The organism is Nonomuraea sp. NPDC003754, from assembly GCF_053605785.1.
Genome location: NZ_JBSGJX010000001.1, coordinates 93,920 through 116,731, shown reverse-complemented (window position 1 = coordinate 116,731; position 22,812 = coordinate 93,920). Strand labels below are relative to the sequence as shown.

Genomic DNA, 22,812 nt, shown 5'->3' with positions numbered 1-22,812 from the left:
TCGACGAGGGAGGACCACATGGCGGCGGACGCTGACGCGATCATCGCCGGGCTCGGTGGTGCGGCCAACATCATCGAGATCGAGCCGTGCATCACGCGGCTGCGCACCGAGGTGCACGACGCCTCCAAAGTCGATCAGGCGGCGCTGAAGGCAGCGGGGGCCCACGGAGTGATGGCCGCGGGAAACGTCGTCCAGGTCGTGGTCGGTCCCGAAGCCGACACGATCGCCAGCGACATCGAGGACATCATCGGCTAGGTCGCCGGCGGCGGGGTTCTCCCGCCGCCGGCGCTCTGGTTCAGGGGGGACCAATGACCAGCGTTCTCGCCCCGGTCGAGGGGGCCGCGGTCGGCCTGGGCGCCGTGCCCGATCCGGTGTTCTCGGCGGGCATGGTCGGGCCCGGCGCGGCGATCGACCCGGCGCGCGGGCCAGGGAAGGCCGTCGCCCCGATCGGTGGAAAGATCTTGAAGCTGCATCCGCACGCCTACGTCATCGTGGGCGACGACGGCAGGGGCGTGCTGGTGCACCTGGGCATCGACACCGTGCAGCTGAAGGGGGAGGGCTTCCGGCTGCTCGTGGCCGAGGGCGACCGGGTCGACGCGGGCCAGCCGGTCGTGGCGTGGGACCCTGCCGTCATCGAGGCGGGCGGCCGCTCCCCGGTCTGCCCGGTGGTCGCGCTGGACGCGCGGGCCGAGGCGGTGACCGTCGTCGCCCAGGGCCCCGTCCACGTCGGTGACGAGCTGTTCCAATGGGCGTAGGGACCGCGCCGCGCCGTCCGGCGCACGACGTCCTCGGGGGCGCCGCGCCGTCCGCCCGACCCACCTCCCGGCGGTTCGCGGCGATTGCGTAGTCTTCGAGGATCCGGTGGCGGGGATAGCCGCGGCCAAGGCGGCGGGTATGAGAGGGATGGCGGTGGCCACCCGCCCACGCCGGCGAGGACCTGGCCGGCGCCGATCCCGCGATCGGCCGGCCGCTGTTTCGTGAGTCCAGCTGGTCTGGACCGGCACACCTAGGAGGAGCCCCGATGGCCGAGCGCAAGGTGACCGTCGAAGCGGAGGTAGGGCTGCACGCCCGTCCCGCGGCGACGTTCGTGACGGCGGCGGCGAAGGCCCCCATCGACGTCACCGTGGGCAGGCTGGGCGGCGAGCCCGTCAACGCCAAGAGCATCCTGATGGTGATGGGCCTCGACGTCCGTCAGGGCGAGATGATCGTGATCAAGGCCGACGGGGAAGGCGCGGAGCAGCTCGTGGACGAGCTGGCCGCGATCGCATCGGCGCCATGACCATCTCGGGGGTGGGGGTCAGTCCCGGCATCGGGCAGGGCCCTGTCTACGTGCTGACCGTCTCGGTGCCCGAACCCCCCGAGGGCGCCACCTACGAGGGAGAGGCGGATCAGGAGAAGGCGCGGGCCCACGCCGCGCTGGAACAGGTCGCCGGCGAGCTGGAGGCGCGCGGCGTCAAGGCGGGCGGCGAGGCCAAGGACGTGCTCGCCGCCCAGGCGCTGATGGCCCGCGACCCCGGCCTGGCCATCGGCGTCGACGCGCTGATCGAGACCGGGACGGCCGCGCCCAGGGCCGTCTACGAGTCCTTCGGCAAGTACCGCGACCTGCTCGTCGCCGCGGGCGGCTACATGGGCCAGCGGGTGGTCGACGTCGAGGACGTCAGGGACCGGACGATCGCCGTGCTCACCGGGCATCCGGTGCCCGGCGTGCCGACGACGGCGGCCGAGCCGTACGTGCTGGTGGCGCGGGACCTTGCGCCCGCGGACACGGTGTTGCTGACCAGGGACGTGGTCGCCGCCTTCGTGACCGAGCAGGGCGGCCCCACCAGCCACACCGCGATCCTGGCGCGCGCGATGGGCCTGCCCGCGGTCGTGGCGGCGCGCGGCGCGACCGCGCTGCGCCCCGGCGTGCGCGTGCTCGTCGACGGCGGCCTCGGTACGGTCACCGTCGAGCCCAGCGAGCAGCAGGTGGCCGACGCCCGGCGCCTGTCGGCGGCCAGGGCGCGAGCGCTCGACGCGGCGACCGGCCCCGGCAGGACGGCCGACGGGCACCCGGTGCCGCTGCTGGCCAACATCGGCGGGCCCGCGGACGTGCAGGCGGCCGTGGACAGCGGCGCCGAGGGGGTCGGCCTGTACCGGACGGAGTTCCTGTTCCTCGACAGGGCCAGCCCGCCCACGCGCGAGCAGCAGCGCGACGCCTACCGGGCGGTGCTCGAGGCCTTCCCGCAGGGCAAGGTCGTGGTCCGCACGCTCGACGCCGGCGCCGACAAGCCGCTCGCCTTCCTGCCGGCCACCGGCCGCGAGCCCAACCCGGCGCTCGGGCTGCGAGGGCTGCGGATGTTCAGGGCCTTCCCCGAGGTGATGACGGACCAGCTCCAGGCGCTCGCCGACGCGGGCGCGGGGATGTCCGACCGGCTCCAGGTGATGGCACCCATGGTGTCCACCGTCGATGAGGCCACCTGGTTCGTCCACGAGTGCACGGTCAAGGGGCTCGGCTCGGTCGGGGTGATGATCGAGGTCCCGGCCGCCGCGCTGCGCTCGAAGGACCTGGCCGCCACGGTCGGCTTCCTGTCGATCGGCACCAACGACCTGGCCCAGTACGCCTTCGCCGCCGACCGGCAGGTCGGAGCGCTGAGCGCGCTGCAGGACCCGTGGCATCCGGCGCTCCTCGACCTGATCGCGGCGGCGGTCGGCGACCACGGCGTGCCGTGCGGGGTGTGCGGCGAGGCGGCGGCCGATCCGGCGCTGGCATGCGTGCTGGTGGGGCTGGGGGCGGCCACGCTGTCGATGAGCCCGGCGGCGCTGCCGGCCGTACGGGCGGGGCTGGCCGCGCACTCGCTGGCCCAGTGCCGCAGGGCGGCCGCGATGGCGCGGGGGCAGGTGACGGCCGCTGGCGCCAGGAACGCGGCCCGCGCGGCGCTGCCCGGCCTGGCCGACCTCGGCCTGTGATCCCGTCCCGCCGGTGAGCGCCGCGCGGCCGACGCGCGCCGGGACCGGAGCGGCCCGGCCGCCCGGCCGCGCGGCTGCCGCGTCGGTGGCCCTCGCGAGGGTGCGGGGTCGTTGCGGCGGCGGCCGTCGCGCGGGAGGTGTGGGGCCGTTGGGTCGGCGTGACACCGGCGGGCCGGATAGCTTGGGGGGCATGGTGAGAGGCATCCGTACCGCAGGCGTCCTGGCGATAGCGACCTCCCTCGCGGCGTGCGCGAGCTCGGCGGGCGCCGCGGGCTCGGCGCCCCAGATGCCTCCACCAGCGGCGAAACCGTCCACGGAGGCCCCTGCCACGCCCCCGGCGGCCACAGAGGCCGGCACCGCGGCAGGCACCGAGACCGCCGGGGCGGGCGCCGTCCAGCGGGTGCTGGCCCGGATGAGCCTCGAGGAGAAGGTCGGCCAGCTGTTCATGCCGGTCCTCCACGGCACCACCGCCGACAGCGCCTCCGACGGCAACCAGAACGCCTTCGGCGCCGCCACCCCCGCCAAGGTGGTCGCCAAGTACCACCTGGGCGGCGTGATCCTCTTCCCGGAGAACATCAAGAGCGTCTCCCAGGTCGTCTCCCTGACCAACGGCCTGCAGAAGGCCTCGAAGGGTGTGCCGCTGCTCATCGGCACCGACCAGGAGAACGGCCTGGTGTCCAGGATGTCCGCGCTGGTCACCGACCTGCCGGGGGCGTCGGTCGTGGGCGCTACCCGTAACACCGGCCTGGCCCGCAAGGCCGCGGCGGCGACCGGCGCCGAGCTGAAGGCGCTCGGCGTGAACCTCGACTTCGCGCCCGTGGCCGACGTCAACCTCGACCCCAGGAACCCGGTCATCGGCAAGCGGGCCTTCGGCGACGACCCGGCCCGCGTCGCGCGGATGGTCGCCGCGTCGGTGAAGGGCTTCCACGACGCGGGCGTCGCCGCGACGGCCAAGCACTTCCCCGGCCACGGCGACACGCGCATCGACAGCCACACCGGCCTGCCGCTGATCAAGCACACCAAGGCGCAGTGGGCGACGATGGACGCCCCGCCGTTCAAGGCGGCGATCGGCGCGGACGTCGACGCGATCATGAGCGCCCACATCGTCATGCCCGCGCTCGACCCCTCGGGCGACCCCGCCACCCTGTCCAAGCCGATCCTGACCGGGCTGCTGCGCGACAGGCTGGGCTTCGACGGCGTCGTCTCCACCGACGCGCTCAACATGGCGGGCGTCAGGAAGAAGTACGACGACGGCGAGGTCGCCGTGCGGGCCGTCCTGGCCGGGGCGGACCTGCTGCTCATGCCGCCCGACTTCGCCAAGGCCCACGGCGCGGTCATGGCGGCGGTGAAGTCGGGCCGCATCTCGCGGCAGCGTCTCGACCAGTCGGTGACCAGGCTGCTGGAGCTGCGCCGGAAGCGGGGCTTCCTGGAGCAGGCGCCGGTCGCCTCCGTCGCGGCGGCCGCCGACGTGCTGCGCTCGGCCGAGCACCGCAGGCTGGCCGCCACGATCGTCCGCGCGAGCCGTTAGTCGCGTTCGTGGAGTCCGGCGAACCGGTCAGCGTGGTTCACCAGACTCCTCTGGTGGCTCAGTGGTCGCCCTCGATCGCGTCCCCGATGAACATCGCCGCCAGCAGGGTGAACAGGAACGCCTGCAGGAACATGATGAACAGCTCGAGGGCGGTCACCAGGACCGTCATCACCACGCCGAGGAGACCGACGACCGAGGCCGCCGGGGTGAACTGCTCGAACGGCTCCATTCAGGGGATATAGGCTGCTCCTCATGGTCAAGGGAGTCCTGATCGACTGGGGTGGCGTGCTCACCACGAGCATGTCCGAGGCGGTCGCCGGCTGGATCGCGGCCGACCGCCTCGACGGCGACCACTACCGGGCGGTCATGCGCGAGCTGCTGCTGCAGGAGAGCGTCGTGCACGCCCTCGAGCGCGGCGAGATCAGCGCCGCCGACTTCGAGCGCGACCTCGCGGCCAGGCTCCGCACCATCGACGGCACCTCGCCCGTGGCCGAAGGGCTCCTCTCCCGGATGTTCCTCGGCTTCCAGCGGGTCGACGCGATGTATGACATGCTGCTGCGGGTGCGCGGAGCGGGGATCAAGACCTGCCTGCTGTCCAACTCGTGGGCCAACGAGTACCCGCGCGACGGCTGGGACGAGGTCTTCGACGCGGTCGTCATCTCCGGCGAGATCGGCATGCGCAAGCCCGAGCCGCGCATCTTCGAGCACGCCCTCGACCTCATCGGGCTGCGCGGCCCCGAATGCGTCTTCATCGACGACTTCGAGATCAACATCGTCGCCGCCCGGGAGCTCGGCATCGGCGTCATCCACCACACCACCCCCGACACGACGATCGCCGAGCTGGAGACGCTGCTGCGGCTGCCCCTGCGATGATGGTCCCCCTAACGTCGTGAAAGGTTCCCGATGCGCGTATACCTGCCGAGCACCCTTCCCGCGCTTGCCAGGGCGGCGGCCGAAGGGCAGCTCGGCCCCGCCCCGCTGACCGGCTACGCGGTCACTCCCGCGCTGACCGAGTGGTACGCCTCGGGGGACACCGAAGAGCTGGAGTACGTGGCGCTGACCGACGCCGCCCGCGCCTCCCTGCGCATGCTCGCCGCCGACCGCGCCGACGGCGTGGCCGCCGCCCCCCGCCGGGTCGTCGTGGCGGCCGAGGTTCCCGACGCGACCCTGTCCATGAGCGCCGACCTGGAGGAGCGGGCCAGGGTACGGCTGGCCGAGGCGGTGCCGATGGCCAAGGTGGCCGCCGTGCACGTCGACGACGTCTCCGCCGCCGCCGACATCGAGGCCGCCATCGCCGCCCTGCCCGCCGCCGACGGCGGGGACGACGACGCCTTGTTCGTCGTCGACGGCGCGGAGGCGCACGAGCTCATGTGGTACGCCACCCAGGAAATCCCCGACCTGCTGGCCTGATGCCCGACAATAGGGGCATGACGCAGCACATCGTCTGGGACTGGAACGGCACCCTCTTCCACGACATCGATGCCGTCGTCGGCGCGACGAACGAGGTCTTCAAGCCTTACGGCCTGCCGATGATGACCGCCGACGGATTCCGTTCCGTCTACACGCGACCCATCTGGCTGGCCTACGAGCGGTTGCTGGGCCGCCCGTTGCGCGAGGGCGAGTGGGACGTGCTCGACAAGGGCTTCCACGACAACTACTTCCGGCTCATGACCGCCTGCGGTCTGGCCGCCGACGCCGAGGCGTCGCTGCGGAGCTGGACCGGCACCCAGTCGCTGTGCTCGATGGCGCCGCACGACCACCTGGTGCCGACCGTCACCTCGTTCGGCATCGACATGCACTTCGCCAGGGTCGACGGGCTCACCGGCACCACGGGCGGGGAGAAGGCCGAGCACATGGCCGGCCACATCGCCGCCATCCAGGTCGACCCCGCCGAGGTTCTCGTCATCGGCGACAGCGTCGACGACGGCATGGCGGCCACCCACGTGGGCGCCAGGGCGGTGCTCTACACCGGCGGCATGACGCCCCGCAAGGAGCTGGAGGCGACCGGCTGGCCCGTGGTCGACACCCTGACCGAAGCGCTCAAGCACGCCTGAAACCGGGCCGCTGAGCCGTACCCTGGGCATGGACTTCAGGGAGGCCGCCATCAACCGCCTTGTGCTGTGGAACGTCGATCTCACGCTGGTCGACGTCGCGATCGTCACCAGGGATGCGTACGCCGAGGCGTTCCGGCAGGTCACCGGGCGCCCGCTGGTCAAGCTCGCCCCCGCCATGGGCAGGCCCGACTCCGAGATCGTCTTCGAGACGCTCGCCGTCAACGGCATCGTCGCCAAGGACGACCACCTGCCCAGGTTCCTGGCCGCGCTCGCCGTCGCGTTCGCCGACCGGCGCAAGCGGCTGGCCAAGGAGGGCCGGACGATGCCCGGCGCCAAGGACGCCCTGAAGGCGGTCTCCCGGCTCGACGGGGTCGTCCAGTCGGTGCTGACGGGCACCATCAGGGGCAACGCCGTGCACAAGCTCAAGGCGTTCGGGCTCGACAAGTACGTCGACTTCGACCTCGGCGGCTACGGCGAGGAGGTCTACCCCAAGGCGACGCTGCTCCAGGTCGCCCAGGGCAGGGCGAAGCAGCGCCACGGCACGCCGTTCACCGCGGCGAACACCGTGCTGATCGGCGACTCCACCCGCGACGTGCAGGCGGCGCGGATCGGCGGCGCGGCGATGGTGGCGATCGCGTCGGGACGGTCGACGGCGGCCGAGCTCAGGGAGGCGGGGGCCGACATCGTGCTGCCCGACCTGTCGAACGCGTCGGAGGTCGTGGCCGCGGTGGCGAGCCTGACCTCGCCGGTCGACCGCAAGGCGGGCTGACCCGGGCACCACGCGGGCCGGCCCGGGGAACGGCAAGGCGGGCTGACCCGGGCACCACGCGCGGCCGGCCCGGGGAACGGCAAGGCGGGCTCATCCGGCGGTCGCGGGGACACCCTTGACGCCGTTTTTCACCGCAGTGGCGATTCGGGCGAATCGATCACGCGGTAGAACCACCGAGGCGGCTCCGTGGCCGCCGTCTCCCCTCGACCCACCACATGCCATCGAGGAGGAGATCTGTCATGCGTTCCACCCGCGCCGTCCTGCGCACCATCGTCACCATGGCGGCCGTCGGACTGCTGGGCCTGGCCGTCGCGCCCGCCGCCCATGCCGCCCCCAAGGACCCCGAGCACTGCACCCTGGTGAGCTGCCACGACCTGGCGGAGGCGATCGACAACGAGATCCGCGCGTGGCTCCGTCCGTACCTGCCCCTGCTCCCGCCGGACGAGCCGGGCAGGACGAGCGTGCAGGCCTCGTGGTCGTCGTCCGACGCCCGCGCGGACGCCACGCCGTAGCCGATCCCATGGCATCGGCCGGGCACCGCGGGTACGCACCCCGCAGCGGTGCCCGGCCGATCGTCCTAGCGTACGAATCTCACGTCCGGGTGGTCGGGCGACTCGCCGCGCAGCAGCGGGCGCGTCCGGTGCTTGAGCGACTGGTCGAAGAAGGCGCCCAGGTAGGCGCGCTGGGCGGCGACGCTGCGCGTGGGGTCGACCGTCCCGATGCGCTTGGCGCGGACCTCCGGCACGACGTCCAGCCGCTCGTCGAGCTGCGGCAGGAACGACTGCAGGTCGGTGAAGCTGTAGTGCATGGCCTCCGGCATCGACAGGTCGCGCTTCCAGCCGGAGGACCGCTCCCAGAACGACTTCCACGACGGCGAGGTCAGGTGGCTCCTGCCCTGGCCGTCGCGGGTGCTGCCGGGCGAGCCCATCAGCAGGAACGGGCGGGCGGTGCCCTCGACGGCGGCGCGCGTGGGGGCACGGCCGTCGACGTCAAAGGCGAGCCAGCCGTCCAGGTCGGCGCCGGCGTCGACGCGTCCGTCGGCGACCATCACCTCCGCCGCGGTGTCCCCGCCGAAGGAGTGGCCGAACATGCCCACCCTCGACAGGTCCATCGCCCGCGCGAGGCCGTCCAGGGTAGGCAGCCGGTCCAGGACGAACCGGATGTCGCGCAGCCTGGTCTCCATCCTCGCGCGCAGGCCCTGCGACGGCTTGGCGACCTCCAGCCGGCCGCCGGGGAACTCGACGACGGGCGCCTCGTGGGTGTGGTCCACGGTCACCACGACGTACCCCCTGCTGGCCAGGTCCTCGACGGTGGCGGTCCCGAGCGCGCGCAGCGAGCCCGCGCCGGGGGAGTAGAGCACCACCGGCCACCGGCCCTTCGGCCGCGCGTCCTGGCGGGCGTGGGTGCGGACCGCGGCCCAGTCCACCTGCCCCGGCCGCAGGCCCATGGCCGGGGCGCCCTGGTCGAAGTATCCGGCCGCGCCGGCCCGCAGGTACGGCGCCCGCGGCTCCGCCCCGGGCCCGGCCGGGTACCACACGCTCACCATGAGCTCCCGGTCACGCTCCGCGTCCACCAGGTGGACCTCGCGCACGCCGATCTCGTGCGCTCCCGTGGGGTCGGGAAGCTCGAAGGTCACCTTGGCGGGGGAGGCGGTGTCGGCCCGCGCCGTACCGGCGGGAACGGTCAGCAGGGCGGTGGTGGTGAGCAGGGCGGTCATCGTGTTTCGCATGGCCCCAATCTGGCCGCCGGACCCACGCCGGCACCTCTGCCGTCCGTATCGTCCCGACCCTGACTTTCGTCAGGTCGACCGGGTGCACCTACCCCCACCCCTGCCGGGGGCCTGAGCCCATTCTCGCGCCACGGCCCCGCCTCTACCGTCGAGGAACAGCACGTCACACGCACACCAGGGGGTTGTCGACCATGGGTGAGGTCACCCGCAGGGGATTCATCGGCACCACGGCGGCGGTCGGCGGCGGGGCGGTCACGGCGGCCCTTGGGTCCGTCGCGTCCGCCTCGGCGCTCGATCCCGCCACGTCCGCCATGTCCGCCGCGGCCACGGGCGGGCCGCCGTTAGGACCCGTCGTCGTACGGCCCGGCGACCCGCGCTACGAGGACCTGGCGGTCCGCCGGACGAACCAGCGCTTCACGCCCAGACCCGAACACTTCCACGTCGTGGGCTCGACCGAGCAGGTCGTCAAGGCGGTCGGCGACGCGGTCCGCGCGGGCCGCCGCGTCACCGTCCGCAGCGGCGGGCACTGCTACGAGAACTTCGTCGGCGAGGGCGCGCAGGTCGTGATCGACCTGTGCGAGATGTCCGGCGTCTCCTTCGACGAGCGGCGCGGCGCGTTCGCCATCGAGGCGGGCGCCACGCTGATGCGGACCTACCGCACGCTCTACCTCGGCTGGGGCGTCACCATCCCCGGCGGCCAGTGCGGGGGCGTGGCCGCGGGCGGCCACATCGCGGGCGGCGGCTACGGCCCGCTGTCCAGGCGCGACGGCCTGACCGTCGACTACCTGCACGCCGTGGAGGTCGTGGTGGTCGACCGCGGCGGCAGGGCGCGCGCGGTGGTGGCGACCAGCGACCCCGCCGACCCCAACCACGACCTGTGGTGGGCGCACACCGGCGGCGGCGGGGGCAACTTCGGCGTCGTGACCCGCTACTGGATGCGCGACCCGGGGGCCAGGGGGAACGACCCGAGGCGGCTGCTGCCGCGCCCGCCCGCCGAGGTGCTGTCCGGCGTGGCCATCTGGTCGTGGGACGGCATGACCAAGGAGTCGTTCCGCAGGCTGCTGCGCAACCACGGCGAGTGGCACGAGCGCAACAGCGCGCCCGGTACCCCCGCCGCCTCCCTGTGGGGCTCGCTGCTCATCCCCGGCCGCAAGGCGGGCGCCGACCCCGGCGGGATCATCCTGCCCACGCAGGTCGACGCCGCCGTGCCGGGCGCCGAGAAGCTGCTGCGCGACTACTTCGCGGCCGTCGCCGACGGCGTCACCCCCGGGGTGATCGTCCCGCCGTTCCAGCGGATGCCGTGGTTCCAGGCGGTCCGCACCCTGTCGCTCGGCGAGGCCACCGAGTCGGGCCGGTACAAGGGCAAGTCGGCCTACCTGCGCAGGCGCTTCACCGACGAGCAGGCCGACGTCGCCTACGACCACCTCGGCACCGCGGGCGAGGTCTCCTCGAACGGCATGCTGTGGCTCCTGTCGTACGGCGGGCGGGTCAACACGGTGGACCCGGCGGCGACCGCCACGGCGGAGCGCTCGTCGATCCTCAAGATGATCCACCTGGCGGCATGGGACGAGACCCAGGACGGCGCGGACCACCTGGCGTGGGTGCGTCGGCTCCACCGCGAGACGTTCGAGGCCACGGGAGGCGTGCCGGTGCCCGGAGGCAACTGCGGCGGCGCCTACATCAACTACCCGGACATCGACCATGCCGACCCGGCGTGGAACACCTCGGGCGTGCCCTGGTCGACGCTCTACTACGGGGACAACTACGCCAGGTTGCAGCGGGTGAAGGCGCGCTGGGACCCGCGCGACGTCTTCCACCACGCGCTGTCGGTCCGCCCTCCCGGCGCCTCCTGACCGGTCACGCGGCCCGTCCTGCGAGTGAGGGGGGCGCCCGGCTGGGTCACGCTTCCCCGGCCGTCCCGCGAGCGGGCGGGGCTCCTGACCGGTCACGGCCCCGGCGTCCCGCGAGCGGGCGCCGGGGCGGGTCCGCCGGCGGGTCAGCCGCTTCCGTCCAGGTTCTGCAGGAAGCGGGCGGCCACGGGCGCGGCCACGGCCGCTCCTGCCCCCGCACCCTCGACGATCACCGCGAACGCCAGGTCGCCGTGATACCCCACGAACCACGAGTGCGCGGGCGGCTCCTTGCCCGAGCCGTACTCCGCCGTCCCGGTCTTCCCCGCCGACCCGGCGGGGAACCGTACGGCGTGGGCGGTCCCCTCGGAGACCACCGCCGGCATCAGGTCGCGCAGTGCCCGCACCACCTCGGGCTCCAGCTTGCGCGGCCCGGAGCCGCCCGGAGGCACCAGGTCGGCCGGGACGAGCCGCGGGGGCCGCCAGGTGCCGTTCGCGATGGCGGCGGCGACGGCGGCCATGTTGAGCGGGCTGGCCAGGACCCGGCCCTGGCCGATGGCGGCGGAGGCCAGGTCGGTGTCGTCCTTGGGCTCGGGGTACTCCGCCCGTACGGCCGGCACGCCCGGCATGATCGGCGCGCCGAAGCCGAAGCCGGCCGCCACCTCGCCCAGCCGTCCGCCCTTCAGCGACGAGACCGCCATGGCGCCGAAGGTGGTGTTGCACGAGTGGGCGAAGGCGTTCCTGAACGACAGCGTCCCGTAGTCGTGGAATCCGGCGTTGTGGAAGGGGAAGCCGCCGATGTTCTGCTCGGGCGGGCACTTCACGGTCTTGTCGGGCGCGACGCCGTCGGCGACGAGGGCGGAGGCGGTGACGACCTTGAAGGTGGATCCCGGCGGGTACTTGCCGAGCAGCGCCCGGTTGAAGCCGCCCGGCTTGTTGACCGCGGCGAGGATCTCGCCGGTCGAGGGGCGCAGCGCCACCAGCGAGGCGGGCTTGGCGACGTCGTCGAGCGCTTCGGCGCCGGCCCGGTGGACGCGCAGGTCGATGGTGGTCTTCAGCGGCGTGCCCTCGGTGGCGCCCTTCTCGGCCACCGTCTCGACCCGCCTGCCGTCGCGGTAGAGGTCGAGCCTGGTGGAGGAGCTGCCGGTCAGCCGGTCCTTGTAGGTCTGCTTGAGCCCGTCGACGAGCTGCTGGACCGAGCCGGGCGCGTCCGTGCCGTCGATGCGCCTGCCGTCGGCGGAGCTGATGGCGGCGGTCTCCGGGTCGGAGACCTCCAGCTTGAAGACGGCCCCGCGGCCGAGCTCCGGGTGGACGGTCGTGGGCGACCAGTCGACCTGCCACGTGCCGTCCCATTCGCCGACGTGCAGCCGGCCCTGGTAGGTCCAGTCGACGGCGCCCTTCAGCCGGGCGGTGAAGGGGACGACACGGCCTTCCTCCAGCTCCTTCACGTCCTCGCCCACCTCGAAGGCGGCGGAGGTGATCCGGAGCTCCTTGAAGAAGCTCTGGTAGGTCGTGGTGAAGTCGGGCGGGGGCGCGTGGACGAGGGCCTGCATGGCCGGGTAGTCCCGCCTGGACCAGGCGGCGAGGAACGACTCCGCGGTCTCCTCGGGGGAGCCCGCGGTGCGCGTCACCCAGATCACCCCGCCCCCGACCAGGAGCGGCACCAGGAGCCCCGCGGTGACCAGCGGCCACCGTCTCCTGCGCCTCCGCTCCGATCTGAGGTTGCTGAGTTCGTGCATGCGGGCGAGCAGACCAGACGCCGGACCGTCCTGTCCAATAGGGATATCAGCCCTGTATTCATTCGATTTGCGATATGGTCGCAGGTCGTGGACCTTGTGCGGCACCTCTACTACTTCACGGTCGTCGCCGAAGAACGTCACTTCGGCAACGCCGCGATCCGCCTCGGCATGGCCCAGCCCCCGCTCAGCCAGCGCATCAAGCGACTGGAGGAGGAGCTGGGCGTGCGGTTGTTCGACCGTTCGTCCCGTCATGTCCGGCTCACCGAGGCGGGGCGGCTGCTGCTGCCCGAGGCACGCGAGGTGATCGCCCGCGTCGAGCGCCTGCGCGAGCTCGTCCGGCACGGCGAGGCCCGCACGCTCAAGGTGGCCCTCCCTCCCGACCTGGGAGCGACGGCCATCGCCGCCCTCGTGGCCCGCTTCCGCGAGGAGAACCCGGAGCTCCGGCTGGCCCCCGCCGAGATGTGGACGGCCGACCAGGTGGCCGCGCTGGCCGAGGGCACGATCGACGTCGGCGTGGTGCGCCATCCCGTCACCGCGCCGGGCCTGCGCTTCGGCGAGGTGCTCGTGCAGGCTGCCGGCGTGCTGCTGGCCGAGGCCGACCCGCTGGCCGTCGCCTCCAGCGTGCACCTGCAGGACCTGGCCGACCGGGAGCTGCTGCTGTTCCCGCAGGAAGGCGAGCCCGGCGCCCACGCCGAGACGCTCGCCGACTGCCGCAGGCACGGCTTCGTCCCCGCGGAGGTGCATCATGGGATCGGGCTGGGGCTGGTGCTCGCGGGCTCGGCGGTGGCGTTCGGCCCGCGCGAGGCCGAACGGCTGGCGCCGGAGGGAGTGATCTGGCGGCCGCTGCTGGGCTCGCCGCTGATCTGGCGGGTCTCGACGGCGTGGCGGGCGGGCACGCCCGAGGTGGCGGCTTTCGCGGCGGTGGCCGTACAAGCGCTGAAGGAGAGTGGCGGGATGGCCGAGGAGGGCGTCGCGCCCGCACGGCAGGTCAGGAGGCGTCCGGCGATGGGTTTCCTGGCATGAACATGGAGGAGGTCTTCCGCCGGGCGGGCGTGGCCGGCTGGCTGCACGCGACCGACATCGACGGCGACGCCGAGGTGTCCTACCGCGCCGACGAGCTGGTGCCGATGGCGTCGGTGTTCAAGCTGCCGGTGCTGGTGGAACTGGCCCGGCAGGCCGACACCGGCGTGCTCGACCCGCGCCGGCACGTGACCGTCACCACGCGTACGGCCGGCGACACGGGCGTGGGCGCGATGCTCGACGACGTCACGATGTCGCTGCGCGACCTGGCCTACCTGATGATCGCGGTGAGTGACAACACCTCGGCCGACGCGGTCGTGGCCGGCATCGGGCTGGAGAGCGTCAACGCCATGCTCGACGCGTTCGGGCTCCGGCGGACACGGGTGATCGACGACTGCGCCGCGCTGCTGGCCAAGCTGAAGGAGGACGCCGGCTCCGAGGTGCCGATCGCCGACCCCGAGACGCTCGCCCGGCTGCGGGTGCTCGACCCCGCCGCCACGAACCGGACCACGCCCGAGGAGATCACCAGGCTGCTCGCCATGATCTGGCGCGACGAGGCCGCCTCGCCCGCGCAGTGCGCGTGGATGCGGCGGCTGCTCGGGCTGCAGGTGTGGCCGCACCGGCTGTCGTCGGGCTTCCCGTACGACGACGTGGCGGTCAGCGGCAAGACGGGCACGCTGCCGACGATGCGCGCCGAGGTGGGTGTGGTGGAGTATCCCGACGGCGGCCGTTACGCGGTGGCCGTCTTCACCCGTTCCTTCAGCCCCGCGCTCAACCAGCCGCGCGCCGACGCGGTCATCGGCACGGCCGCGCGTATGGCGGTGGACCACCTGCGCGCGTAGGGGGATGTGTGGGCGGCGATGATGACTTTCCACTCTCGCGACGACAGGATGGGACACATGGTTGCTGAAGGTGCACTGCTGTGGGAGCCGACGCCGTCCGTGGTGGCGAACGCGAGGATCACCCGTTATCTGTCCGGCGTCGGGCGCGCGGACTACGACGACGCATGGCAGTGGTCCGTCGAGAACCCCGAGGAGTTCTGGACGTCGATCTGGGACTACTTCGGCGTGATCGGTGAGCGTGGTGACGGGCCCGTCATGACTGGGACGATGCCCGGCGTCGAATGGTTCACCGGCAGCTCGCTCAATTACGCGGAGAACGCCCTCAGCCGCGAGGACGGCACCGCCGTGATCTTCCACGCGGAGGACGGCACGCGCCGTGTCATCACCATGGCCGAGCTGCGCGAGGAGGTGGCACGGGTCAGGCGGGGCCTGGCCAGGCTGGGTGTCGGCAAGGGCGACAGGGTCGCCGGCTACCTGCCGAACATCCCGGAGGCGCTCGTCGCCTTCCTCGCCACCGCCTCGCTGGGCGCGATCTGGTCGGCCGGATCTCCCGATTTCGGGGTGCCCAGCATCGTGGACCGTTTCACCCAGATCGAGCCCAAGGTGCTGATCGCCGTCGACGGCTACCGGTACGGCGGCAAGTCCTTCGACCGGTCGGCCGCCGTCGGCGAGATCGTGGCCGCGCTGCCGTCCCTGCGCGCGACCGTCTGGATCCCCTACCTCGCCGCGGCACCGGGCGGCCGCCCCCCGCGGCCGGCCGCGCCCGCCGCCGAGCACCCGGCGCCCGCCGCCGCGCTGCCGCAGGGCGAGGTGCTCGGCTGGGAGGGGCTGCGCGCGGAGGAGGGGCCGCTGGAGTTCGAGCGCGTGCCGTTCGGCCACCCGCTGTGGATCCTGTACTCCAGCGGCACGACCGGGCTGCCCAAGCCGATCGTGCACGGGCACGGCGGCGTCGTGCTCGAACACCTCAAGTCGCTCTCCTTCCACCAGGACCTGGGGAAGGGCGATGTGTTCTTCTGGTACACCACCACGGGCTGGATGATGTGGAACTACCTCATCGGCGGCCTCCTGGTCGGATCCACCGTGGTGCTGTACGACGGGGCGCCCACCGACCTGTGGGCGATCGCGGCGGCCGAGAACGTCACGTACTTCGGCACCGGCGCGCCGTACATCGTCTCGTGCATGAAGGGCGACAAGCGGCCCGCGGGCCTGACGGCGCTGAAGGGCATCGGGTCCACCGGATCGCCGCTGCCGCCCGAGGGGTTCGCCTGGCTCACCGAGGTGCTGCCCGGCGTGCCGGTGGGCTCGTTCTCCGGCGGCACCGACGTGTGCACCGGCTTCGTGGGCGCCACGCCGCTGCACCCGATCCGCGCGGGCGTCATCCCCTGCCGGTCGCTGGGCGCGCGGGTGGAGTCGTTCGACCCCGCCGGCGAGCCGGTCATCGGTGAGGTGGGCGAGCTGGTGCTGACCCGGCCCATGCCGTCCATGCCGGTGATGTTCTGGAACGACCCGTCGGGCGAGCGGTACCGCGACAGCTACTTCGACGTCTACCCGGGCGTGTGGCGGCACGGCGACTGGATCAAGATCGACCAGGACGGCAGCTGCGTGATCTACGGGCGGTCCGACTCCACCCTGAACAGGGGCGGCGTGCGGATGGGCACCAGCGAGTTCTACCGGGTGGTCGAACGCTTCCCGGAGATCGCCGACAGCCTGGTCATCGACACGGGACAGCTCGGGCAGGAAGGGCGGCTGCTGCTGTACGTGACGCTGGCCGAGGGCGAGGTGACGCCCGAGCTGGAGGCGCGGCTGAAGGCGGCGCTGCGCGAGGAGCTGTCACCCCGGCACGTCCCCAACGAGATCATCGCGGTGCCCGGCATCCCGCGCACGCTGTCGGGCAAGAAGCTGGAGGTGCCGGTACGGAAGATCCTCCTCGGGACACCCGTCGAGCAGGCCGCCAACCGCGACGCGATGGCCAACCCGGAGGTGCTGCAGCACTTCAAGCCCTGACCGGGCGGGCCGTGGCGCGGTGCCGTTCCCTGAGGCCCGCGGTCAGGCGCGGGCGGCACCGGTCCCGCGGTCAGGCAGGGGCGGCGCCGGTCCCGCGGTCAGGCAGGGGCGGCGCCGGTCCCGCGGTCAGGCAGGGGCGGCGCCGGTCCCGCGGTCAGGCAGGGGCGGCGCCGGTCCCGGGGTCAGGCCGGGGCGGCGCCGAAGAAGGGCAGGCACGGCTCGAGGCCGTGGATCGAGACGTCCCCGGCAGGAGTCCAGTCGGCGCGGGACAGGCGGAACCGGAGCTGCGTGGCCGTCGTCCCCTGCCGGTTGAGGATCGCGATGCCGTCCTCCCGGTAGCCGAGCTTGCGCGTCACCCCCAGCGACGCCGTGTTGTCCTCGTACGCCCCGGTCGTGGCGTACCGCGCGCCCAGCCCCTCGAACGCGAAGTGCAGCGCCGCGCGCCGCATCTCGGTGCCGATGCCCTGCCCCTGGAAGCGCCGCCCGAGCCACGACCCGGTCCCCACCTCGCGGGTGATCGCGAAGTCCGTGGCCGTCACGCCCTGCACGCCGATCACCTCGCCGTCGAGGAAGACGCCGAACTCGCACGCCCACGACTCCGGGGTCCACGCGCCCCACACGCGGAACTGGTACTGGACGGCGGCGCGGGCGCGCTCGGCGGGCGGCGCGTCCGTCCACGGGACGAAGAACGGCATGAACCCCGTCTCGTGGACGCCCTCGGCCGCCCGGTCACCCAGCGCGTCGAGCTCAGCGATGCTCGGCAGGCGCAGCTCCAGCCTGGGTGTGCGGACGGCCAGGTCGAAGATCGGCAGGTGGCGCATGCCGGTCATTATCGCGCCCGGGCCCGATGAAGATCATTTCATTATCGAAGATCGCCGGTCACACCCCTTGGGGCAGGGCGAACAGCCGGCCGGGGTCGTAGGCCGCCTTCACCGCCGCCAGCCTGGCCGCGTTCGCCCCGTAGTAGGCCTGCCGCCACTGCGTGATGTCGGGGTCGATGTAGTTCACGTACGCGTGGTCGCCGAGGTAGGGCCCCATCGCCTCGCGGGTGCCGCGCAGCCACGCCCGGTCCGAGCCCTCGGCGTAGTACTGCACGCTGAACAGCGCCTGCCGGTGGGGGAAGGCGGTCGCGTCGGACCGCACCCTGCCGATCGCCCCGCCCATGGCGTCCAGCAGCACCGAGTGGCCGCCGGGGCGCGCGACGCGTGCCGCCAGCTCCTTGGCCCCCTCGGTGGACAGCTTCGCGTAGCCGAGATGGGAGGTGGCGACGAACGCCTCGCGGGGCATCCGGCGGCACTGCGCGACCGTCTTGCCGGCGCAACCTGCCATGATCATGTTGGCCTGCATGGTGGTGCGTTCCACCACGTACCGGGACGACGGCGTTCCCGCCGTCCTGACCAGGCCGTCGAGCAGCTTCGCGCAGGCCGTCCTGCCGCCCACGTAGAGCCCGGCGACCTGTACGTCGAGGTCGCCGCCCGCGCGGGTGAGGTGGAGGGTCGACCACATGGCGACGGGGGCCGCCGGCGCCCACGACTGCCACGCCTTCACCACCGACACCGCCTTCGACCAGGGCCAGTGCAGGAAGAACACCGTGACGTCCCCGACCGGGTGGGTGCGGAAGGTGAAGGAGACCGCCACGCCGAAGTTGCCGCCCCCGCCGCCCCTGCACGCCCAGAACAGGTCGCTGTGGTTGTTCTCGTCGCAGGTCAGCACCCGCCCGTCCGCCGTCACGATGCGCACCGACTCCAGCGCGTCACAGGTCAGGCCGTACTTCCTGGACACGACGCCGATGCCGCCGCCGAGGGTGAGCCCGGCGATGCCGACCGTCGGGCAGCTGCCGGCGGGGATGCCGACGCCCCTGGCGTGCAGCCCGTCGTAGACGTCGATCAGCTTGGCGCCCGCGCCGACGGTCGCCAGGCCCGAGCGGTAGCTGACGGTGTTCATCCGCGACACGTCGACGACCAGGCCAGGGCCCGTGGACCAGCCCGCGTAGGAGTGGCCGCCGGAGCGGGAGGTGAGCGGGACGCGCTCCCTGCGCGCGAAGGCCAGGCACGCGGCGACGTCGGCCGGCGTGGCGCAGTAGGCGACGCCGCGCGGCCTGACCGTGTCGAAGGTGGGGTTGTAGAGGCGGCGGGCGGCGTCGTAACCGGCCTCGCCCGGCCGTACCAGCCGACCGTCGAGGCTCCTGCCCAGCGCCGTCCAGTCGGGCGCGCTCGCGGCCGGAGCGGCCACGGCGGAGGACGTGCCCAGCGCGCCGAAGGCGGCGGTGCGGAGGAAGCTGCGGCGGTCCATGTGATCTCCCTGTAGTCCTGCTGAACCGAAGGGTGAGACGCACGAAAGGAGCGGCCGGTTGGTCACGTTCCTATCACTGGCCCGGCACCAGCCGGAGGGCGAGAGCAGGACACATCTCCACGGCCCTCCGTGCCTCCCTGCCCATCCACCCTGGCACCTGCCGGAAGGACGGGTAGCCGTGGCCGTCCAGCTCCACGAACTCCGGCAGCAGGTGCGCGCACAGGCCGTGGCCCTGGCAGCGGGTCCAGTCGACGTCGAGCCGGTAGCGCGGCTCCTGCCCGGCCTCCCGCAGCGGCAGCGCGCCCCGGACGAGCCGCCCGCACGAGCCGCGCTCCTCGTGCCGCTCGACGTCGGCGGCGAAGGCCTCCAGGGCCGACAGCACGAACCTCGCGGTCCCGTCGGGGTGGAAGCAGGCGCCCCTGCGCTCCACCGTGCGGACGGCGCGCCGCACCTCGTCGGCCGAACCGGCGCCCTCGGTGAGCGCGCACAGCGCCCGTGCCGCCTCGGGCAGCCCGAGGCGGCACGGGCCGCACTGCCCCGACGACTGCGCGGACAGGTAGGCGGCGACCCTGGCCACCTCGCCGAGCGGGCAGGTCGTCGCGGGCAGCGGCACCACGATGCCGGCCCCCAGCACGCCGCCCGCCAGCCGCATCCCCTCGCGGGAGACCACGGCCGACTGCGCGGCCGGCGCGCTCAGCCACGCCCCGTGGTAGCCGCCGACCAGCACCCCCTCACCTGGGTCGAGCCCGCACTCCTCCAGCACGGTGGCCAGGGGGACGCCGGTCATCACCTCGACGACCGCCTCGCCGCCCACGGTGAGCAGGACGGTGCCCGGCTCGCGCGGCGTGCCCACCTCGGCGTACCCGATCGGGCCCAGCTCGGCCAGGACGGCGAGCTGGGCGAAGGTCTCCGCGTTCGACAGCAGCGTGGGCAGGCCGCCGACGCCCTCCTGCGTCGCCCTGCGCCGCCGCCCGGCGGGGACGGCGTCGAGCCCGTTCACGCCGCGGACGAGCGCGCCGCCCTCCCCGCTGATGAACCGTTCGGGCAGGCCGGCCACGCGCATCCGCCCGCCGTACCGCTCGGCCGCTCCTGACACGGTCGCCGCGCGCCGTTCCTCCATGGCCGCGATCATGGACGCGTGCGCCACCTCCCCCTCGACGGCGGCGACGACCACCTCGCGCGCCCCCAGCGCCTCGGCCGCCAGGAGCGCGCCGTCCAGCACCAGATGCGGGGCGCGGACCAGCAGCATCGCGTCCTTGGCGCTGGCGGGCTCGCCCTCCACGGCGTTGACCAGCACCACCCGCTCGCCGGGCGCCACCGCGCGGAGCTTGCGCGCGAAAGGGAAGGCGGCCCCGCCGCGACCGCGCAGGTCCACTCCCTCGGCCATGGCGATCAGCGCGTCGAGGTCGCGACGTGCCGGCTCGCCGTGCAGCGCCCGGTGCGCGGGCAGGTCGAGCCGCCTGCAGTGGTCGAGGCCCGCGGTGAGCCTGGCGGGCGCCAGCCGCAGCACGCGCGGCACCCGGTGCGGGATCATCCCGCCCTCCTTCGGCGCAGGTCGTCGAGGCTGACCAGCTCGCCCACGACCAGCTCGCCCGCCACCCGCTCGCCCACCCTGGGCTCGGCCACGGCCTCCGGAACGGCAGGCGGCCGGCGCAGCGTCGCCACCGCCCTGACCAGCAGCGCGGACACGACCGCCGCCAGACAGCCGACGTAGGACCACGCCACCCACCCGGCAGGCGTACGGCCCGCGGTCAGCCCGTGCAGGACGGCGACCGGCCAGGCCAGGTAGGCGGCGCCGTGCAGCACCCGCCACAGCCACGGTCGAGGCGTGCGGGCGAACCAGCCGCGTGCCATCCCCGTCGTCGCGGCCAGCGCGAACAGGGCCAGCGCCGCCAGCCCGGTCAGCGAGGACGACTTCAGCGCGGCGTGCGCGAGCAGGAAGCCCATCCCCGCCGCCGCCGCGACCCGGTGGACGAGCTGGGCGCGGACCCGGTTGGGCGGGGTGAGGAAGACGCGCTCGGTGGCGACCAGCCCGAGCGCGACGGTGGCGGTCAGCGTGACGAGGGCGAACACGCCCACGTAGAACTCCAGGAAACCAAGGCCGCCGGCGAGCAGCTGGATCCCGCGCTCGGTGCGGGCCAGCGCGACGGCCGACAGGATCAGCGCCGTCAGCGACGCGGTGGCGCCCAGGCGCAGCCGCCTGGTGTCCAGCCCCGCGTGGCGCGGCTGCTTGCGGTGGAGCATCGATTCCCTCCCAGGAGATGGGTGAGGTGTGCCGCCCGGGAAGTCGTCGACAGACGAGCTAGCAGCGCCTGCCGCGGTTGATGCAGTTCACGGCGAAGGCCATCAGCCGGTCCGGCATGACGTTGGCGAAGTCGGCATGGTCGGTGACCGGGTTGTGCAGCTGCTCGGGAAAGGCGTCAAGGGCGTAGGACGGGCCCTGCGGGACGCTGTAGGCGAGGATCATCCGCAGCTGCGGGATCGCCCTGGCGCCCTGCGGGCAGGCACCGCCCTGACCGGGGAAGACCACGTGGGTCCGGTGGTTGGCGCTGTCGGTGTTCTGCCCGTCCCAGCAGCTCGGGAAGTCCAGCACGCGCAGCACCAGGCTGCCGCGCGGGCACAGCGGGTACCTGGTGGTGACGCGGTCGGTGAAGCCGGCGCACGTCCACGCGGCGCGCGCGTTGGCGCCGCCGTTCGTGGCCGCCTTCGCGTCACCGGTGATCATCCGGAGGAAGCGGGGCATGGCGCTGACCCGGCTCGCCGCGTTGCCGCGGAACTGCATGATCACCTGGCGGGGGCGCAGCACCTGGCCCACGTTGCCGTCCGGGTCGCCGAGGTTGTCGTCGATCTTCCTGTTCCTGAGGACGGGCCAGAAGTAGGTGGACCTGTCGCCGAAGCGGCACGTGGTGCCCGCCGCGGCCAGCGACTGGTCGGTGGAGAAGGCGTCGGTGGACAGGTTGCCCACGTAGTCGTGCAGGTGGTGGGCGCCGTTGGAGACGCCGGGCGCGACGATGAAGTTGTCGGGGTTGTTGTGACGGTTGCCGTTCGTGCCGCACTGGGAGACGAACGTGCCGCGCGAACCGGACCTGGGGCCCGCCAGGATGTCGCCGCCCGGCGGCACGGCGCGGATGTCGACGAAGTCGGTCACGAACGGGCCGAGGTCGGCGCAGTCGTCGCCGCCCTGCGACGCGGTGGGGGAGGGTGCGGGGCGGGAGCGAAGCTGGTCCTGGCCCTGCCGGTTCTGTTCGGGGTGTCCGGCGGGGTCGCAGTGGTCGGCGAAGGCGGGAAGGGCGGGGATGACGGCCGCGGACACCATGCCGCCGGCCACCAGGGCCAGCGACGACATGGCCGCGGCCAGCCGTCTGGATGCGATCACTGGTTCTCTCTCCTTGAATCGGCCGCCGCCATGGCGACGGGAGCGGGCGAAGGCGTCGGAGGTTCGGGCAGCGCCTCGTAGTCGACGAGCCCCGTGCTCTCCAGCAACGTCATGTGCTTGAGCACGAACGCGTTGGCCGTCGTGGCGAACTTCCTGATCTCGTCGTTCCTGGTGCCGGCCCGGACCAGGGCGATCACGCTGAAGACCTTGCCGTGGGCGGCCCGCAGCAGGTTCGCGAAGTCCTTGTCGTAGGCGGCGCCGCTCTCGGCGGACAGCTGGGCCATCCAGCGCTGCTGGTCGGGTGTGGGCTGGCTGGGCAGCACCACGCCGAGGCGGGAGGCCACCGCGATGACCTCCTTGTCGAGCTTCAGATGGTCCTCGACGAGGTGCTTGCCGACGTCTTTCACCCGCCGGCTGAGCGCCCGTTGCTGGGCCTGCTGCCCTGTGGGGATCTCCCACAGTCCCGCCTGCCGTACCTTGATCAGCAGATCCTGGTCGGAGGTGGTCGGCGCCACCGGCGAGGTGAGGGCGGCGGGCCCCGGCACGACCAGCAGCACCGTGACCGCGGCCGCCACGGCGAAGCCGCCCAGCAGGAGCAGCTCGCCGGCGGCGGGCATGCGGCGTAGAAGCCTGTGCATGGTCGGAGGTACGCGCTTCCGACCGCCG

Annotated in this window: 23 protein-coding genes; 14 read left to right on the top strand and 9 right to left on the bottom strand. The window is 73.3% G+C overall.

Annotation, left to right across the window (positions count from 1 at the left end):
• The first annotated feature begins 18 nt into the window (after window positions 1-18).
• The 5 genes from ACWEVS_RS00525 (at window position 19) to ACWEVS_RS00505 (ending at window position 4,474) form a co-directional block, all read left to right on the top strand.
• Entirely contained in the window at window positions 19-255 is a 237-nt protein-coding gene (locus ACWEVS_RS00525; protein ID WP_449920482.1) for a glucose PTS transporter subunit EIIB, read from the top strand.
• A gap of 53 nt (window positions 256-308) precedes the next feature.
• Window positions 309-755 (top strand): PTS sugar transporter subunit IIA, encoded by a 447-nt coding sequence (locus tag ACWEVS_RS00520; protein WP_354911182.1) that lies wholly within the window; start codon window positions 309-311, stop codon window positions 753-755.
• 266 nt (window positions 756-1,021) lie between these two features.
• Entirely contained in the window at window positions 1,022-1,279 is a 258-nt protein-coding gene (locus ACWEVS_RS00515; protein ID WP_449920484.1) for an HPr family phosphocarrier protein, read from the top strand.
• A complete protein-coding gene (gene ptsP / locus ACWEVS_RS00510; RefSeq protein ID WP_449920486.1) occupies window positions 1,276-2,946 on the top strand; it encodes a phosphoenolpyruvate--protein phosphotransferase in 1,671 nt (556 codons plus the stop codon). Before ACWEVS_RS00515 ends, ptsP begins: the two co-directional genes overlap by 4 nt.
• A gap of 190 nt (window positions 2,947-3,136) precedes the next feature.
• Window positions 3,137-4,474, top strand: a complete 1,338-nt coding sequence (locus ACWEVS_RS00505) for a glycoside hydrolase family 3 protein (protein WP_452549269.1) — start codon at window positions 3,137-3,139, stop codon at window positions 4,472-4,474.
• A 58-nt stretch (window positions 4,475-4,532) separates the two neighbouring features.
• On the opposite strand, the gene ACWEVS_RS00500 is transcribed toward ACWEVS_RS00505, so the two are convergent.
• Entirely contained in the window at window positions 4,533-4,703 is a 171-nt protein-coding gene (locus ACWEVS_RS00500) for a hypothetical protein (protein ID WP_452549267.1), read from the bottom strand.
• Between the two features lie 23 nt (window positions 4,704-4,726).
• On the opposite strand from ACWEVS_RS00500, the gene ACWEVS_RS00495 reads away from it, so the two are divergent.
• The 5 genes from ACWEVS_RS00495 to ACWEVS_RS00475 all read left to right on the top strand — a co-directional run bounded on the left by ACWEVS_RS00495 (window position 4,727) and on the right by ACWEVS_RS00475 (window position 7,809).
• Window positions 4,727-5,347: an HAD family hydrolase gene (locus ACWEVS_RS00495; RefSeq protein WP_354911194.1), complete on the top strand. Its 621-nt coding sequence runs from the start codon at window positions 4,727-4,729 to the stop codon at window positions 5,345-5,347.
• A gap of 30 nt (window positions 5,348-5,377) precedes the next feature.
• Entirely contained in the window at window positions 5,378-5,884 is a 507-nt protein-coding gene (locus ACWEVS_RS00490) for a DUF6912 family protein (RefSeq protein ID WP_452417058.1), read from the top strand.
• A gap of 17 nt (window positions 5,885-5,901) precedes the next feature.
• Window positions 5,902-6,528 carry an HAD family hydrolase gene (locus ACWEVS_RS00485; RefSeq protein ID WP_449920496.1) on the top strand — a complete coding sequence of 209 codons (627 nt, stop codon included), beginning with the start codon at window positions 5,902-5,904 and terminating at the stop codon, window positions 6,526-6,528.
• A gap of 28 nt (window positions 6,529-6,556) precedes the next feature.
• Window positions 6,557-7,297: an HAD family hydrolase gene (locus ACWEVS_RS00480; protein WP_452549265.1), complete on the top strand. Its 741-nt coding sequence runs from the start codon at window positions 6,557-6,559 to the stop codon at window positions 7,295-7,297.
• A 239-nt stretch (window positions 7,298-7,536) separates the two neighbouring features.
• A complete protein-coding gene (locus ACWEVS_RS00475; protein WP_449920498.1) occupies window positions 7,537-7,809 on the top strand; it encodes a hypothetical protein in 273 nt (90 codons plus the stop codon).
• A 65-nt stretch (window positions 7,810-7,874) separates the two neighbouring features.
• Here ACWEVS_RS00475 and ACWEVS_RS00470 read toward each other — a convergent pair whose 3' ends face one another.
• Window positions 7,875-9,026, bottom strand: coding sequence for an alpha/beta hydrolase family protein (locus ACWEVS_RS00470; RefSeq protein WP_452549263.1), 1,152 nt, complete (start codon window positions 9,024-9,026; stop codon window positions 7,875-7,877).
• Between the two features lie 191 nt (window positions 9,027-9,217).
• Here ACWEVS_RS00470 and ACWEVS_RS00465 point away from each other — a divergent pair, with 191 nt between their 5' ends.
• On the top strand, window positions 9,218-10,879 hold the full coding sequence (locus ACWEVS_RS00465) for a BBE domain-containing protein (protein ID WP_452549261.1): 1,662 nt from the start codon (window positions 9,218-9,220) through the stop codon (window positions 10,877-10,879).
• A gap of 143 nt (window positions 10,880-11,022) precedes the next feature.
• Here the strand turns inward: ACWEVS_RS00465 and ACWEVS_RS00460 are convergent, their stop codons facing one another.
• Window positions 11,023-12,612, bottom strand: coding sequence for a penicillin-binding transpeptidase domain-containing protein (locus ACWEVS_RS00460; protein WP_449920506.1), 1,590 nt, complete (start codon window positions 12,610-12,612; stop codon window positions 11,023-11,025).
• An 87-nt stretch (window positions 12,613-12,699) separates the two neighbouring features.
• Here ACWEVS_RS00460 and ACWEVS_RS00455 point away from each other — a divergent pair, with 87 nt between their 5' ends.
• From ACWEVS_RS00455 to ACWEVS_RS00445, 3 genes are read left to right on the top strand one after another with little or no spacing between them, the layout of a single operon-like run.
• Window positions 12,700-13,635 (top strand): LysR family transcriptional regulator, encoded by a 936-nt coding sequence (locus tag ACWEVS_RS00455; RefSeq protein ID WP_449920509.1) that lies wholly within the window; start codon window positions 12,700-12,702, stop codon window positions 13,633-13,635.
• Complete coding sequence (locus tag ACWEVS_RS00450; RefSeq protein ID WP_354911213.1) at window positions 13,632-14,474, top strand: serine hydrolase; 843 nt, start codon at window positions 13,632-13,634, stop codon at window positions 14,472-14,474. The genes ACWEVS_RS00455 and ACWEVS_RS00450 overlap by 4 nt, the downstream gene beginning before the upstream one ends.
• Before the next feature lie 57 nt (window positions 14,475-14,531).
• Window positions 14,532-16,478, top strand: a complete 1,947-nt coding sequence (locus tag ACWEVS_RS00445; RefSeq protein WP_449920513.1) for an acetoacetate--CoA ligase — start codon at window positions 14,532-14,534, stop codon at window positions 16,476-16,478.
• 182 nt (window positions 16,479-16,660) lie between these two features.
• On the opposite strand, the gene ACWEVS_RS00440 is transcribed toward ACWEVS_RS00445, so the two are convergent.
• From ACWEVS_RS00440 to ACWEVS_RS00415, 6 genes are all read right to left on the bottom strand, one after another.
• Window positions 16,661-17,299 (bottom strand): GNAT family N-acetyltransferase, encoded by a 639-nt coding sequence (locus ACWEVS_RS00440; RefSeq protein WP_452549259.1) that lies wholly within the window; start codon window positions 17,297-17,299, stop codon window positions 16,661-16,663.
• Window positions 17,300-17,357: 58 nt separating this feature from the next.
• Entirely contained in the window at window positions 17,358-18,770 is a 1,413-nt protein-coding gene (locus ACWEVS_RS00435) for an FAD-binding protein (RefSeq protein ID WP_452549257.1), read from the bottom strand.
• A gap of 73 nt (window positions 18,771-18,843) precedes the next feature.
• A complete protein-coding gene (locus ACWEVS_RS00430) occupies window positions 18,844-20,304 on the bottom strand; it encodes an NADH-ubiquinone oxidoreductase-F iron-sulfur binding region domain-containing protein (protein WP_452549255.1) in 1,461 nt (486 codons plus the stop codon).
• Window positions 20,301-21,014 carry a hypothetical protein gene (locus tag ACWEVS_RS00425; RefSeq protein WP_449920522.1) on the bottom strand — a complete coding sequence of 238 codons (714 nt, stop codon included), beginning with the start codon at window positions 21,012-21,014 and terminating at the stop codon, window positions 20,301-20,303. Before ACWEVS_RS00425 ends, ACWEVS_RS00430 begins: the two co-directional genes overlap by 4 nt.
• A gap of 58 nt (window positions 21,015-21,072) precedes the next feature.
• The gene (locus tag ACWEVS_RS00420; RefSeq protein ID WP_452549253.1) at window positions 21,073-22,146 is read right to left on the bottom strand and encodes a DUF1996 domain-containing protein; all 1,074 of its coding nucleotides are present in this window, start codon (window positions 22,144-22,146) and stop codon (window positions 21,073-21,075) included.
• Window positions 22,143-22,784, bottom strand: coding sequence for a DUF4142 domain-containing protein (locus ACWEVS_RS00415; protein WP_449920526.1), 642 nt, complete (start codon window positions 22,782-22,784; stop codon window positions 22,143-22,145). The genes ACWEVS_RS00420 and ACWEVS_RS00415 overlap by 4 nt, the downstream gene beginning before the upstream one ends.
• Between the last annotated feature and the right edge of the window lie 28 nt (window positions 22,785-22,812).

Coding starts and splice junctions, on each gene's coding strand:
- ACWEVS_RS00500 (WP_452549267.1), bottom strand. CDS start 4,703: ATGGAGCCGTTCGAGCAGTTCACCCCGGCGGCCTCGGTCGTCGGTCTC.
- ACWEVS_RS00445 (WP_449920513.1), top strand. CDS start 14,532: ATGGTTGCTGAAGGTGCACTGCTGTGGGAGCCGACGCCGTCCGTGGTG.
- ACWEVS_RS00480 (WP_452549265.1), top strand. CDS start 6,557: ATGGACTTCAGGGAGGCCGCCATCAACCGCCTTGTGCTGTGGAACGTC.
- ACWEVS_RS00470 (WP_452549263.1), bottom strand. CDS start 9,026: ATGCGAAACACGATGACCGCCCTGCTCACCACCACCGCCCTGCTGACC.
- ACWEVS_RS00505 (WP_452549269.1), top strand. CDS start 3,137: ATGGTGAGAGGCATCCGTACCGCAGGCGTCCTGGCGATAGCGACCTCC.
- ACWEVS_RS00440 (WP_452549259.1), bottom strand. CDS start 17,299: ATGCGCCACCTGCCGATCTTCGACCTGGCCGTCCGCACACCCAGGCTG.
- ACWEVS_RS00485 (WP_449920496.1), top strand. CDS start 5,902: ATGACGCAGCACATCGTCTGGGACTGGAACGGCACCCTCTTCCACGAC.
- ACWEVS_RS00515 (WP_449920484.1), top strand. CDS start 1,022: ATGGCCGAGCGCAAGGTGACCGTCGAAGCGGAGGTAGGGCTGCACGCC.
- ACWEVS_RS00495 (WP_354911194.1), top strand. CDS start 4,727: ATGGTCAAGGGAGTCCTGATCGACTGGGGTGGCGTGCTCACCACGAGC.
- ACWEVS_RS00415 (WP_449920526.1), bottom strand. CDS start 22,784: ATGCACAGGCTTCTACGCCGCATGCCCGCCGCCGGCGAGCTGCTCCTG.
- ACWEVS_RS00460 (WP_449920506.1), bottom strand. CDS start 12,612: ATGCACGAACTCAGCAACCTCAGATCGGAGCGGAGGCGCAGGAGACGG.
- ACWEVS_RS00525 (WP_449920482.1), top strand. CDS start 19: ATGGCGGCGGACGCTGACGCGATCATCGCCGGGCTCGGTGGTGCGGCC.
- ACWEVS_RS00430 (WP_452549255.1), bottom strand. CDS start 20,304: ATGATCCCGCACCGGGTGCCGCGCGTGCTGCGGCTGGCGCCCGCCAGG.
- ACWEVS_RS00435 (WP_452549257.1), bottom strand. CDS start 18,770: ATGGACCGCCGCAGCTTCCTCCGCACCGCCGCCTTCGGCGCGCTGGGC.
- ACWEVS_RS00425 (WP_449920522.1), bottom strand. CDS start 21,014: ATGCTCCACCGCAAGCAGCCGCGCCACGCGGGGCTGGACACCAGGCGG.
- ACWEVS_RS00450 (WP_354911213.1), top strand. CDS start 13,632: ATGAACATGGAGGAGGTCTTCCGCCGGGCGGGCGTGGCCGGCTGGCTG.
- ACWEVS_RS00465 (WP_452549261.1), top strand. CDS start 9,218: ATGGGTGAGGTCACCCGCAGGGGATTCATCGGCACCACGGCGGCGGTC.
- ACWEVS_RS00520 (WP_354911182.1), top strand. CDS start 309: ATGACCAGCGTTCTCGCCCCGGTCGAGGGGGCCGCGGTCGGCCTGGGC.
- ptsP (WP_449920486.1), top strand. CDS start 1,276: ATGACCATCTCGGGGGTGGGGGTCAGTCCCGGCATCGGGCAGGGCCCT.
- ACWEVS_RS00490 (WP_452417058.1), top strand. CDS start 5,378: ATGCGCGTATACCTGCCGAGCACCCTTCCCGCGCTTGCCAGGGCGGCG.
- ACWEVS_RS00475 (WP_449920498.1), top strand. CDS start 7,537: ATGCGTTCCACCCGCGCCGTCCTGCGCACCATCGTCACCATGGCGGCC.